This is a genomic window from Clostridium tetani, assembly GCF_900167265.1.
Lineage (GTDB): Bacteria > Bacillota > Clostridia > Clostridiales > Clostridiaceae > Clostridium_G > Clostridium_G tetani.
Genome location: NZ_FUWT01000002.1, coordinates 42523 through 56546 on the forward strand (window position 1 = coordinate 42523; position 14024 = coordinate 56546).

The window sequence follows — 14024 nt, forward strand, 5'->3', positions numbered from 1 at the left end:
AGGAGATTTTTTATTTTAATCTATTTTTTAGGAGGATGGTAGTATGGAATCAAGAGAGAATTTTACCAGTAAACTAGGCTTTATCATGTCTTGCCTAGGATCAGCTATAGGACTTGGAAACATTTGGATGTTCCCATGGAAACTAGGACAATATGGAGGAGCAGCATTTTTAATTCCCTACTTTATATTTGTATATCTACTAGGAGTAACAGGGCTTATAGGAGAATTTGCCTTTGGTAGATGGATGAAGGGTGGTTCTTTTGAAGGAATACAAAAGGTATTTAAGGAAAAAAAATTACCAGGAGGAAAGGTATTTAGCTTAATTCCAGCTATGGCAGTTGGAGGAACACTTATTTTTTATGCAGTAGTGGTAGGATGGACTTTTAAGTATTTCTTTGAATCTGTTAAGGGGAGTTTTTTCAATCTTAATATGGAAGAATTCTTTAATGGATTTACAGGAAGTAATTTAAGTATATTTTGGGCATTTGTAGCTATTCTTGTAACTTTACTTATAGTAAATATGGGAGTAATAAAGGGAATAGAAAATTTAAATAAAATAATGATGCCTTCATTATTTGTTATTTTTCTTATACTTCTTGTAAGAAGTTTAACTTTGCCAGGTGCTATGGAGGGTGTTGCATACTTAGTTAAACCAAGATGGGGATACCTTTTAAAACCTATAACTTGGGTTATGGCATTAGGTCAGGCTTTCTTTACAGTATCTTTAAATGGAGCAGGAATGGTTGTATATGGTAGTTACTTAAAAGAGGAAGAAGATATACCAAAAGCCTCTATGCAAATAGCGATTTTTGATACATTGTCAGCTTTATTAGCAGCTTTTGTAATTATACCAGCGGTATTTGCCTTTGGATTAAATCCATCAGCAGGACCTTCACTTTTATTTATAACAATGCCATATGTGTTTAAATCCATGCCCTTTGGATATGCATTTGGAGTATTGTTCTTTATAAGTATAATATTTGCAGCAGTTTCATCTTTAATAAATATGATGGAAGCTACATCAGAAGCATTTTTAAGTCAATTTAAAATAGGAAGAATTAAAGGTGTAGCAATAATTTCTATAATAGCTTTTATAATAGGAATGCCTTTAAATTTAAGTATGAATGCATTTGGCAAGTGGGCAGATTTTGTAACAATATATCTAGCACCTTTAGGAACTATGGTAAGTGCAGTTACTTTTTTCTGGATATATGGAATGGATAATGCCCTTGTGGAAATTAACAAAGGTTGTAAAGATCCTTTAGGAGGTTGGTTTAGACCTTTAGGAAAATATGTATTTGTAATATCATCTATACTTGTACTTATACTTGGTGTAATATACAATGGCATAGGATAAAAATAGATAAATTTTTAGAGAGACTACTTATAGGAGTCTCTCTTTTTTAAGCTTTTTTAAAAAAATATAATTTTCCATCTTGAAGAGATGAGTCTATATAATCTTTGTCATAAAGATAAGTTATAAATGAACCTACAGTTGAAAGATCTACATGATATTGAGTAAAATTCATAGGTATATCATTTAATATAGCTAAGTTTTGAAGTATATCTTCCTTTGTTAAAGGTTGATCTAAAAGTTCTAAAATTTGATTTATATAATTTTTTATATTATCTAAATTTTTATCTACTAATGAATTTAAATCACTTTTTTCTATAATATTTTCACTATGTCCCAAAACAAAATAATCTGCATCAATATCTTTTATAATATTTAAGGTATTTATACTTTCTTCAATATCATACAAATATGGTATTGAATATTTTTTCATAGTTTCACAGCTAAATATTGAATCACCTAAAAAACAAACTTTTTCAGGAGTTATAATTCCTATTTGTTCTTTTGTATGACCCTTTAACGATATTATTTCAAATTTTTCATCATTTATTTTGTTTATACCATAATCCAATACAAAATCTATATTAATAGACTTATTTGTTCTAATTAGTTCTTTTAAAGGTTTAGATCCAGACAACATTTCAAAACAAAGTTCTATATTTTCCATATAAACTTTTTCTTTATTTGAACTATAAAATAGACATCCAGTATAATTATTTTTAAAATAATTATTTCCACCACAATGGTCTATGTGACTATGAGTATTTATTATATATTTAGGATGAAGGTTATTATTAATCAAAACTTCTTCTATTTTTCTAGCCTGTGTATTATTTATACCTGTATCTATTATTAAACAATTTTTATTTTTAAAGACATATACACCTATATTTGTTGGAGCATTTATATAGTAAGTGCTTCCCTTGATTTTAGTTAGTTCCATTTCTATCCCATCCTTTGAGTAGTATACTTAATAAAATAATATATCATTTGAAAGGTCAATACAAGCTTATATTAGTGAACAACTAATAATGAACAATAAATAAAAAATATCCGTAATTATTCACTATTCATTAATCAGGGTTGTTCATTAACTAAGTGTTTATTATTCATTAATATAAACTTATGGTATAATAATATTAAAATAAGAACATATTAATAAATTATACTCCAAAGGATTGGGGATTTTGAACCTAGAAAATTTTGCTGGAGGTATAAGGGAAATGGAGTTAAATAAAAAAATTAATGATCTTAAAACAGATTTAATAAAATCTACTCAGAAATTAATTAGAATAAAGAGTGTGGAATCTGAGCCTAAAGAGGGAATGCCCTTTGGGGAAGGAGTGGCTCAAGCTTTAAATTGTGCTCTAAGTATAGGCAAAAAATTAGGATTTAAAACTAAAAATTTGGATGGATATGTAGGATATGTTGAGTATGGAGAAGGAGAAGAATATATAGGAGTATTAGGTCACTTAGATGTAGTTCCTGAAGGAGAAGGATGGAGCCATCCTCCTTATGCTGCTGAGATACATGAAGGAAAAATATATGGTAGAGGTGCCTTAGATGATAAGGGACCAATTATAGCAGCACTATATGGGTTAAAAGCTATTAAAGATATAAATCTTCCACTAAAGAAGAAAGTTAGAATCATATTTGGAACTAATGAAGAAACCGGAAGTAAGGAAATGAAATATTACTTAGAAAGAGAAAAACCACCTGTAGCTGGATTTACTCCTGATGCGGAATATCCTTTAATATTTGCAGAAAAAGGTATTCTCAATTTTAATATAAAAAAAGAATTAAAAGAACAGAATTCTAGCAAATTTAAGATTCAATATATTAAAGGTGGACAAAGACTTAATATGGTTCCCGACTATTGTGAAGCTGGAATTGCTTCTAAGGAAAAAGATTATGTAATAAAGACCTTAGAGAAGTTTAAAAATAAGAGTAATTATGATTTAACAGCACATATAAAAAGTGATAAGGTAGTAATAAAATCTGTAGGAGTATCTGCTCATGGTAGCACTCCGGCAGCAGGGAAAAATGCAATAATGCAAATGCTTAAATTTATAGAGTTCTTATGTGACGAAAATGGAGATAGAAATTTTTATGAAATATCTTCTTTCTTAAACGAAAAGATAGGTTTTGAAGTCAATGGACAAAGTTGTGGTATAGGTTTTGAGGATGAAGATTCAGGGAAACTAACATTAAATGTAGGGACAATTGATGCAGAGGAAGATAATTTTTCTATGGGAATCAATATAAGGTATCCTGTAACCTATAAATTAGAAGAGTTGATAAATCCTCTAAAAGATGTATTAGAAAAAGGAAACATTAGTATACAAGATATAGATAATAAAAATCCTTTATACTATCCAAAAGATCATCCACTTATAAAAACTTTGTTAAAGGTATATAATGATCAAACTGGAGAGGATAGACAACCTATAGCTATTGGTGGAGGTACCTATGCCAAAAAGATGCCTAATATAGTTGCTTTTGGACCGATTTTTCCAGGAAAGCCTGATTTAGACCATCAAGTAAATGAATATATAGAAATAGAAGATTTAGTAATGAATGCTAAAATATATGCTAATGCCATATATGAGTTAGCTAAAAAATAAATTTATTAAGCTATGAAAATAAGGAGATATGTAATATTGTATTTTCATAGCTTATTTTTGAATTTAGCTAAAGATAATGGGAGAAATATATTAAAAGAAAGTAAAATATGGTATAATTGTAATGCAGAAAATAGATTTAATTTAAGAGAGTGAATACTCATTCTTTGAGGAGGGCTTGAGATGTTGGCAAACGCACCCATGATTTATAAAGTTTTATTCTTATGTACTGCTGGTTTTTTATCTGCATTTGTGGATGCCATAGCAGGTGGAGGAGGATTAATAAGTTTACCAGCTTATTTTATGGTAGGATTTCCACCTCATTATACTTTAGGGACTAATAAATTTTCAGCTACCTGTGGATCAATGGTGAGTACCTTTAAATTTGCTAAATCAGGCAAGGTGGACAAGGATATTATGAAAAGGCTATTACCCTTTACCTTATTAGGTGCTTCAGCAGGGGTGTTTACTGTTCTTTTAATAGATTCTAGTATATTAAAACCTATAGTATTGGTACTTTTATTGGGTGTAGGTGTATACAGTTTTTTTTCTAAAAATGTTGGAATGGAAGATAATTTTGATGGAATAAATAAAAGGAATATTATTTTAGGATGTATATTAGCTTTCAGTATGGGATTTTATGATGGTTTCTTTGGGCCTGGAGTTGGATCATTTTTAATTTTTGGACTTATAAAAATATATGGATTTGACTTTGTAAGAGCTAGTGGAAATGCTAAAGCTATGAATTTAACTAGTAATGCCACATCTTTAATACTATTTGCTATAAATGGTAAGATAAGATATTTATTAGGTATACCAATGACTTTATTTATGATATTAGGAGCTCATGTTGGAACAAAATTGGCATTAAAAGAGGGAGCAAAGTTTATAAAGCCAATATTTGTTACCATGTCTTTAGCTGTAGCTTGCAAAATGTTATTTGAAATGTTTAAGATGTAAAATTAGAAAAATCTAAAAGCTAATAAGAAAGAAAACCACCAGCTAAGCTGGTGGCTATTTATTTTTGAATTTTTTAAGCAAATTGTGCTTAAGTATTAAATCCGAATACTCTAATTCGTTAATAGTTTTTTCCTTTAAGTTTTTTAAATTATCATCTTCTTCTATTTTTTCGCCATTATATATATTAAAATAGCTATTTAATGGCGATATATAAAATGACTTACCATCTGAAAAAGATCCATTTCTAAAAATTACCTTACCATTTTTACTATTAAATAAATCTTTTCCTAACATATTTTGCATTGGAAGGTTAAACATATTTGCCAAAGTAGGATATAAATCTATTTGCCCTCCATATATGTTGTAATTGCCCTTATGAGCATCCTTAGGAAAATGTATAAACATAGGTACCTTTTGAAGCTCCATCCATTCCAAATCTGTAAAACCTTCTTTACCTAAAAGTTTTGCCAAATCTTTTTCATGTTCTTTAGGTATAGCATAATGATCTCCATACACTGCCAATATAGACTTGTCCAATATTTTTTCTTGTTGTAATTTATCTAAAAATAATCCAAGTTGTTCATCAGTGTAATGTATAGATTTCAAATAGTTTCCAACTAGGGTATTTTCCAATTCTCCTACAGGAAAGTCACCATATTTATCTACAGCTTCATAAGGAAAATGACTAGTTAAAGTAACTATAAAAGAAAAATAAGGTTCTTTTAATTCTTTCATTTTATCTAAGCTTTGATTTAAAAAGGATTTATCACTTAATCCTAAACCGATTTTTTCATCTACATTATAGCTTTTTTCACCAAAGAACTTATCAAATCCATATTTAGGATACATTATATTTCTATTCCAAAAGCTTTCTCTAAACCCATGGAAACCAGCTGTGCTGTATCCTTTTTCTTTTAATGCTTCAGGTAAAGCATTAAATTCATTTCCTGCATATAAATAGGTAACAGACCCTGAAGCTGTTGGATAAAGGGAGTTATTGCTTAAAAATTCTGCATCAGAAGTACCACCTGAAGCAGTTTGATAAAAGTAATTTGGGAAATTTGCACTTTTCTTTATCCATTTATTTAAATTAGGAGTTATTTCTTTTCCATTTATAGTTTTATTTATGGCAAAGGATTGTAAAGCTTCCACTTGTATAATTATTAAATTCTTATTTTCTCCAATACCTTTTAATTTTGGAGTTGCATTTTCCGTAATATTAGTTTGCAAATAAGCTTTAACCTTTTCCTCTTTTTGTTTAGGAATAGGAGTTTTTTTAGCAATTCCATTAGTTAAAGAATTAAAACAATCTAAATAATGATAATTCACATTACCTAATTTTTTTGCTATGTAAACCTTGTTATACATTGTACTTAATAATTTAGGTTGTTCTTTAGATAATTTATAAAAATGATATCCTTCCATACTAGATGCTAATATAAATATTGCTAAAAAGGTTGAAAACTTAAGTTGCTTACTTAGTATAACTCTATCAAATTTTGAATGCTTATAGTGATCAATTATAAATTTAAATAATATTAAATCAGCAAAATATAAAAAATCCGATAATTTAATTAAACTACCAACACTAGATTTAACAGCCCCTAATTGAAAACTATTTAAAATAACAGGAATAGATAGTACATCCTTAAAGTATCTAAAATAGTTTAGGTCTGCTATTATAAATAGAGTAATTACTAAATTTAGCATAAATAGAAATTTAACTCTTTTAATAGGTTTAAATAATATAGCAAATGCAATAATAACTAATAAAGACCAAAATACAGGGAAGAAAATTCCCTTATAAGTAAAATATCCAGTTTCTATAGTTTTTCCGTATATTAATAATTTAATTGTAAGAAAAACTATAAAAGCTATTATGTCTATAAAATTTTTGAAAATATAATTCAAAGTTTTTTTCATTTTGTTCCCCCCAAAAAAAAGCAGTTTTGAACTTTAACTCTACTATAAATTAAATTTATGTATTTTATTATAAATTTATGTTAATAAAGCAAAAACAACGTTAAATAATTAATAGAATAACCGCCATTAATTATAACTTATTTATACTTGTATAATCAATATTGTTTGAAAATAACTTATCAATCTATTTACTTTATAAAAATACTAGTGCATAATAATATTTATATTAAAAATACTAGGAAATGGAGGCAAAATTTTATGAAAGAAGATAAAATTAATGTCAAAAGAAATAATGTTGTATCCTTTAGAGATAGCTTTATAGCTAATCTAATAGATGTATCAATTATATTTATCTTATCATTTATATTGCTGTTAATTCTTGATAAGGTCATATTGAAGGTTTTAGGGTATCAAGTAGTTAGCGAGTATATAGTTATAATGCTATTTATAATACTTGCTATAGTAGCGGTTTTCTATCCAACATGTATGGAATATAGAAAAGGTGCTACTATAGGTAAAAGATTTTCAAAAATAAAAATAAAAATAGTAGATGCGGGTGAAATAGAAGAAGATAAGATAGAAGAAGTAGAAGAAATAAATGAAGAAGATAAAATAGATAAGGAATAGGAATGCGAGGATTTGGCTATGAGAAAAGGTAAAGAATATGAATTAAATATAGAAGAAATAGAATTTCCATCTATGGGCATAGCTTATCATGAAGGATTAAAAGTTTATGTTAAACATGGAATACCAGGACAAAAAGTATTAGCTAGAATAACCACTAAGAAAAAAGATCATGCAAAAGGAAAAATAATAGAAGTTTTAGAAGACTTACCTTATAAAATTGAAGCTAAATGTCCAGCATTTGGACAATGTGGAGGATGTGCTCATCAAGACATTCCCTATGAAAAACAATTAGAAATAAAACAACATGAGATATTAGAATTATTTAAAAAGGCTAACTTAGATGGGTTTGATTTCTTACCTATAGAGGGAAGTCCAAAACAATATGAATATAGAAATAAAATGGAGTTTACCTTTGGTGATTTAAAAAAAGGTGGAGAATTAAATTTAGGTATGCATGCAAAGGGAATGTCCTTTGGGATAATAAGCGCAGATGAATGTAAAATAGTAGATGAAGATTATAGAAATATACTAAATGCAACACTAAATTATTTTAGAGAAAAACAACTTCCACATTATAGAATAATGGCAAGGGAAGGATATTTAAGAAATTTAGTTATAAGAAAAGCTGAAAATACAGGAGAAGTTTTAGTAAATTTAGTAACTACATCTCAAATTGATTTTAATTTAGATGAATACACAGAAATTATTAAGAGTATAAATTATAAAGGAAACTTAGTTGGAATTTTACATACTATAAATGACTCATTATCTGATGTAGTACAATGTGATAAATTAAATATTCTCTACGGAAGAGATTATATAATTGAAGATTTATTAGGACTTAAATTTAAAATAACTCCACTATCCTTTTTTCAAACAAACTCAAAGGGAGCGGAAAAGCTTTATAGCATAGTTAGAGATTTTATAGGAGAATCCAAATCAAAAACTGTATTTGACCTATACTGTGGAACAGGCACCATAGGGCAAATTGTAGCACCAGAGGCTAAAAAGGTTATAGGCATAGAACTTATAGAAGAAGCAGTAGAATCTGCCAGAGAAAATGCAAAACTAAACAATTTAAACAACTGTGAATTCATAGCAGGTGATATTGCCCAGGTAATAAAAGAAGTAAAACAAAAGCCAGATGTGATAATATTAGATCCCCCAAGACCAGGAGTACATCCAAAGGCATTAGAATATGTTATAAAATTTGATTCACCAACTATAGTGTACGTTTCTTGTAATCCTAAGACACTAGTAGAAGATTTAAAGGTTTTAGTGGAGAATGGATATGTAATAGAAAAGGTAAAGGGCATGGATATGTTCCCGAGCACGCCTCACGTCGAGACTGTAGTAGGACTACGTCGCAAAGATACCTTATAATCCTTGAATTCATGCACTTTACCAGTTTTTTTAACTTTAATACAAAAGGTGATGATTTTAAGAATAAAGAACAAATTAATGGTGTTAAAGTAAGAATTGGTATTTGATATGGTTTGCGGGGATACGTTGTTAAAATTTTAATATAAAGTAAAGAAAGACTATGAAGAGCGCTATTTATAGCTTGAAAACTTCATGGTCTTTTGTGTTTTTAGATTGTATATTGTGAAGATGATGTTGAATTTTATATAGTTATTAACCAATGTATATGTTGTAAGGATAAAAGGAAGCTAAGTGATTGTAGGACTTGAATAATAATGATATAATAAAAAATATATTGCATTTTAACATATAATTTGATATAATGTGCAATTTTATGGGGGGATTTACGTTGGATAGGTATGATTATATTGAAAGTATACTTATTTTTATTAAAGGGATAACAGGAATTAATTATCAATTACAAATAAAAGAAATATTAAGAGAATATTATAAATATAGTGGAAAGACATTTGAAATGCCCGATTATTATGGAGGCGATCAAAAAAATGATGGATGGGTCGTTGAGGATGCAATATTTTATCAGGTATTTGCTCCTACAAGATTAAAGGACTCTTTAAAAAAAGAAATACAAGATAAATTTAAGGCTGATTTAGAGGGCTTATTAAATATTGTGTATAATCAAAAAAAATGGAAAGGAAAGATTGAAGAATTTATTTTTATTGTAAATACTTTTGATGGAAATTTACCACATGATAGTGAAGGATTTTTTGATTATACAGTTAAAGCTCTGAAAACTAAATTTGGAGTAGAATTTAAATATCGTGTAGTAAATAGTGACTATTTAAGGGATTTACTTTGTGAAATTGATGATATTGAAATTCTAAAGAAAATTTCTTCAATTCTACATATAAAAAATCTTATTGATTTTAATGCTATAACTGAAACTATAATGATAAACTTAATTGAAGAAATATCGGGAAACCTTAACATAAGACTAATGGGCGGAACTTGTTTTGAAACATATGAAAGAATATCAAGTTTAAATAAGATTAGTATTAATAATTTAGAGGATAAAAGGGGAGAAATAGAAAACATAATAAGTAAGTTGGATGTTGTGGAAAAAGCTGTAAATGATATTAATCAAGATATATTATGTGAGAATAAATTTGAGAGGGTTAAAAATTTTGTTATTGATAAATATAATGAACTAAGCAATAAATATCAAGGTGGAAAGTTATATGATATTCTGGTAAAAGAAACATTGACATATACAAATAGTAAAGCTCTTGTGCAAATGCCAATGAAATTTTTAATAGTTTATATTTTTGATAAATGTGATATTTTTAAGAAAGAGTAGGTGAGACACTATGATATTACCCAATAAATACGTAACATTAACTGAAAGTTTTTTTGGATTAAGTGCTCTCATTCTTGAAGTTTTAATGGACAACAAATTTACAGTTGATAAATTGTGGAATAGATTTAAAAAAGCACATATTGATTCAAATAAAATCAATACTCCGCCGACTTATCAAAAGTTTATTTATGTGTTAGAATTTATGTATTTATGTAATATGATTTCTTACAATGATAAGGGGGAAATCTTAAATGAAAATATTAAGACTAAAAATTAAAGACAAATTAGGGGAAATAATTAGAGATATAGAATTTGCTGAAGTAGGGATTTCTTTTATCTATGGAGATATTCAAGAGCCTAAAAATTTAGGAGCTGCAATAAATAGTTTGGGTAAAACGCTTTTAATAAAATGTATTGACTATATTTATGGAGCTAATGAGGATTCTAAAATTATAAAAGATGATATACAAGGATATATTTTAGAAGCAGTAATTAAATATAACAATGATGAGTATTTTATTAATCGTACACTGGGAAGCTCAGAGGAAATATTAATTAATAATAAGCCATATTCGTTATCTGACTATAAAGATTTTTTTAATATAAAAAGAAGTGTGTATGGAAAGCAAATTATTATAAATAAAAAAGCTAGTGAGATTAGTTATCGTACAAAGCCTAACAAAGATGATTATGTGAATTTTTTAAGTTTATTAGGATTGAACGATATAATAAAGAGCATTGAAGAAATTTATAACTCACAAGATACAATAAAATCATATAAGAAAAATAAACTAGAGTTAATAAGTTTTTATGGTGATTTTGATTTAAAACAGATTGATGAAGAAATTTATTTTGTTGATAAAGAAGTAAAGAGATTAACAGATGAATTAGATACTATTTCTAAGAAGATAAAGAATATAGAAGTATCTGAAATGCAAATTAATATTGTTGAAGAATATGCAAATAAAAGTTCTAAACTGAAGAAAACAAAGAGTGAATATGAAAAGGCTAAACTAGAATGTTCTAGATTAATAGAGTTTATAGAAAATTCAAACAAAGTTGACATATCTAGTGAGCATATACTTGCAATTTATGAAAAAGCTAAGCAGGAAGTTCCAGAGTTAGTAAAAAGAAAAATTCAAGAAGTAGAAGCTTTTCATAAAAAAGTATTTGATGAGAGAAAAGAATTTTTGAATAATAAAAAAGCAACAATAGAAAAAAATATCAGTAAGTTAGAAGTTGAAATAGCCAATTTATCTACTGAAGTAGACAAATTAGGTAAAATAATATCATTGAACCAAGTTTACCAAGAGTCAATTGAGTTATATGAAAAATACAATAGTGATTTACAAGAGTTAAAATACAAAGAAGGAAAGTTATCGCAAGTAAAAAATATAGATGAGAATATTAAGAATGAGGATTCAAATTTAACTACTAATTTTAATGATGCAAGTAAGGGAGTAAATAAATATAAAGAATTAATTGATAAGTATAGAGATTTTATCTACAGTATTACAAAATCTATCTACGATGAGGATGTAAATTCTTATTTTGATATTAAGATTAAGAAAAAACATCAGACAACTCGTCCAGTTTTACTTGAGATAAACTTAAAAGGTGATACAGGTGAGGGTGTAAATGAAGTTAAGAAAAATTTAATGGACTATTTATTGTTTAGATATAACACTTGCACGGAGTTACTAATTCAAGATTCATCTTGTTACAATGGAATTGATCCACGCCAAGTATCAAGTATGATTATTGAAGTAAGTAATATAGCAGAAATTATCAATAAGCAAGCGATAATTGCTATTAACAAATATCAACTTGGCGGATATGAAGATGTAATAAAACTAGTTAAATCCAATAGTTCTATAATACTTTCAGAAAAAGATAAGTTATTCAGATTTGATTTTTAGATTTAATAAATAAACATATTCAGAAAGGAAGATGTTTATTATATTTTATCCCCATCCTCAAAAACAAAATATCCTTCAAATTTACATCTAAGAGCTTCAGCAATTTGCTGGAGCTCTTTTTCTGAGAAATTATCACGTGAGAGTTTATTGGATAAATTTTGGTTAGTAGTTCCAACTAATCTTGCAAGCTCCGATATAGTAATATTTTTTCTTTTTATTAAAATACGAATCTTTTCACCCATAGTTAATTGCATGTGATTCACCATCCTTAGATTTAAATATACACTTTTTAATGTGAATTTTCAATAATAAGAAAAATAATTGATGAAATCAAAAGATTTTTCTTGATTGTATACATTTATAAGTGTATTATTAAATTAAATAGTGTGAATTGGAAAAACGGGAAAAATTAAATTATAAAGGTGGATGGTAACTATGTGTAAAAATAAAGTTATTTCTATTGTTAATCAGAAAGGAGGAGTAGCTAAAACTGTAACAACTTTAAATTTAGGATATGCATTAGCAGAAATGGGAAAGAAGGTACTACTTATAGATTTTGATCCTCAGAGTAGTTTAACAGTATGCTTTGGCTATGATAATACGGATAGTATAAAAACAACAATATATAATCTTATGGCACTGGCTATTGAAGAGAAAAGTTTACCTAAAAAAGAAGAATATATTCTTTCAGCAGGAAATATTGATATTATTCCTTGTAGCTTAGAATTATCAGCAGTAGAAATAGCACTTGTTAATGTTATGAGCAGGGAACTGGTTTTAAAATCTATAGTTGATAAAGTAAAAACTGATTATGACTACGTTATTATTGATTGTTCACCATCACTTGGAATGCTTACTATAAATGCACTAGCTGCTTGTGATAGTGTAATTATTCCTGTTACTCCTCAATATCTTTCAGCTAAAGGCTTGGAGCTACTTCTTAGGAATATTATAAGAGTTAAAAAGAGAATAAATCCTAGTATTGAAGTTGATGGCATACTGCTTACAATGTACGCAGAAAGAATGAAACTTTCAAAGGAAGTGCTATCAATTATTCAAGAAGCTTATGGAAGTCATATTCACATCTTTGAAAGCAAGATACCAACATCGGTAAAGGTTGGAGAAGCAAATATGAGAGGTAAAAGCACCATAGAATATGATCCTAAGAATAAAGTATCCATAGCTTATATGGAATTTGCAAAGGAGGTAGCAGCACTATGAGTGAAAAAAGATTAATGAGTTTAGATGATATGTTTGGATATACTCAAGCTAAAAAAGAAACAAAATCAGGAATAACAGAAATTGAAATAGAAAAACTGGTGTCTTTTAGTAATCATCCTTTTAAGCTATATGAAGGAGAAAGACTAAATGACATGGTAGAAAGTATTAAGGAGTTTGGAGTTATAGTACCTATAGTTGTAAGGACTATAGGTACAAGCTATCAGATTCTATCTGGTCATAATAGAGTTAATGCTGCAAAACTTGTAGGAATACTTAAAGTGCCAGCAATTATTAAGGAAGGACTTACAGAAGATGAAGCTACTTTAATTGTTACTGAAACAAATACAATGCAAAGGTCATTTTCAGATTTACTTCATTCAGAAAGAGCTGCTGTTATTTATACAAGACATAAAGCTATGGCTAATCAAGGAATTAGAAATGACCTATTAAATGAGATAGAAAGACTTTCTAAATCCAATGAAATCAAGGAGGATGAAACTTTTTCCCCATTGGGGAAAAAGTTAAGAACCCATGAAGAAATAGGAGAAACATATAAACTTTCTAAAAATTCTATAGCAAGATATTTAACATGCAAAGACCCCCGGGGGTTGTTAACAAATTATGAACAAAAGAAAGCTAAAAATATAAAATAGGTATAA

13 protein-coding genes are annotated in these 14024 nt (G+C 27.8%); 10 read left to right on the plus strand and 3 right to left on the minus strand.

Features of this window, described 5'->3' with window-relative positions; all coding sequences use genetic code 11:
- Positions 1–43 precede the first annotated feature (43 nt).
- Complete coding sequence (locus B5D21_RS00200) at positions 44–1357, plus strand: sodium-dependent transporter (protein WP_035125021.1); 1314 nt, start codon at positions 44–46, stop codon at positions 1355–1357.
- Positions 1358–1403: 46 nt separating this feature from the next.
- Here B5D21_RS00200 and B5D21_RS00205 read toward each other — a convergent pair whose 3' ends face one another.
- Complete coding sequence (locus B5D21_RS00205; RefSeq protein WP_011100115.1) at positions 1404–2297, minus strand: MBL fold metallo-hydrolase; 894 nt, start codon at positions 2295–2297, stop codon at positions 1404–1406.
- A gap of 280 nt (positions 2298–2577) precedes the next feature.
- Here B5D21_RS00205 and pepV point away from each other — a divergent pair, with 280 nt between their 5' ends.
- Both pepV and B5D21_RS00215 read left to right on the plus strand, forming a co-directional pair.
- On the plus strand, positions 2578–3978 hold the full coding sequence (gene pepV / locus B5D21_RS00210; protein ID WP_011100114.1) for a dipeptidase PepV: 1401 nt from the start codon (positions 2578–2580) through the stop codon (positions 3976–3978).
- A gap of 180 nt (positions 3979–4158) precedes the next feature.
- Positions 4159–4935, plus strand: a complete 777-nt coding sequence (locus tag B5D21_RS00215; RefSeq protein WP_011100113.1) for a sulfite exporter TauE/SafE family protein — start codon at positions 4159–4161, stop codon at positions 4933–4935.
- Between the two features lie 54 nt (positions 4936–4989).
- Here B5D21_RS00215 and B5D21_RS00220 read toward each other — a convergent pair whose 3' ends face one another.
- Positions 4990–6858 (minus strand): LTA synthase family protein, encoded by a 1869-nt coding sequence (locus tag B5D21_RS00220; RefSeq protein WP_011100112.1) that lies wholly within the window; start codon positions 6856–6858, stop codon positions 4990–4992.
- 258 nt (positions 6859–7116) lie between these two features.
- Here B5D21_RS00220 and B5D21_RS00225 point away from each other — a divergent pair, with 258 nt between their 5' ends.
- From B5D21_RS00225 to B5D21_RS00245, 5 genes are all read left to right on the plus strand, one after another.
- Positions 7117–7485, plus strand: coding sequence for an RDD family protein (locus B5D21_RS00225; RefSeq protein ID WP_035125024.1), 369 nt, complete (start codon positions 7117–7119; stop codon positions 7483–7485).
- 18 nt (positions 7486–7503) lie between these two features.
- Positions 7504–8868, plus strand: coding sequence for a 23S rRNA (uracil(1939)-C(5))-methyltransferase RlmD (gene rlmD / locus B5D21_RS00230; RefSeq protein WP_035125202.1), 1365 nt, complete (start codon positions 7504–7506; stop codon positions 8866–8868).
- A 388-nt stretch (positions 8869–9256) separates the two neighbouring features.
- Entirely contained in the window at positions 9257–10225 is a 969-nt protein-coding gene (locus tag B5D21_RS00235; RefSeq protein ID WP_128993822.1) for a hypothetical protein, read from the plus strand.
- 10 nt (positions 10226–10235) lie between these two features.
- Positions 10236–10502, plus strand: coding sequence for an ABC-three component system middle component 6 (locus tag B5D21_RS00240; protein WP_035109245.1), 267 nt, complete (start codon positions 10236–10238; stop codon positions 10500–10502).
- Positions 10477–12144, plus strand: coding sequence for a DUF2326 domain-containing protein (locus B5D21_RS00245; RefSeq protein WP_011100108.1), 1668 nt, complete (start codon positions 10477–10479; stop codon positions 12142–12144). The genes B5D21_RS00240 and B5D21_RS00245 overlap by 26 nt, the downstream gene beginning before the upstream one ends.
- A 38-nt stretch (positions 12145–12182) precedes the next feature.
- Here the strand turns inward: B5D21_RS00245 and B5D21_RS00250 are convergent, their stop codons facing one another.
- Positions 12183–12398, minus strand: a complete 216-nt coding sequence (locus B5D21_RS00250) for a helix-turn-helix transcriptional regulator (RefSeq protein WP_035109248.1) — start codon at positions 12396–12398, stop codon at positions 12183–12185.
- A gap of 181 nt (positions 12399–12579) precedes the next feature.
- On the opposite strand from B5D21_RS00250, the gene B5D21_RS00255 reads away from it, so the two are divergent.
- Both B5D21_RS00255 and B5D21_RS00260 read left to right on the plus strand, forming a co-directional pair.
- A complete protein-coding gene (locus tag B5D21_RS00255; RefSeq protein ID WP_035109250.1) occupies positions 12580–13365 on the plus strand; it encodes a ParA family protein in 786 nt (261 codons plus the stop codon).
- The gene (locus tag B5D21_RS00260; RefSeq protein WP_011100106.1) at positions 13362–14018 is read left to right on the plus strand and encodes a ParB N-terminal domain-containing protein; all 657 of its coding nucleotides are present in this window, start codon (positions 13362–13364) and stop codon (positions 14016–14018) included. The genes B5D21_RS00255 and B5D21_RS00260 overlap by 4 nt, the downstream gene beginning before the upstream one ends.
- Positions 14019–14024: the final 6 nt, after the last annotated feature.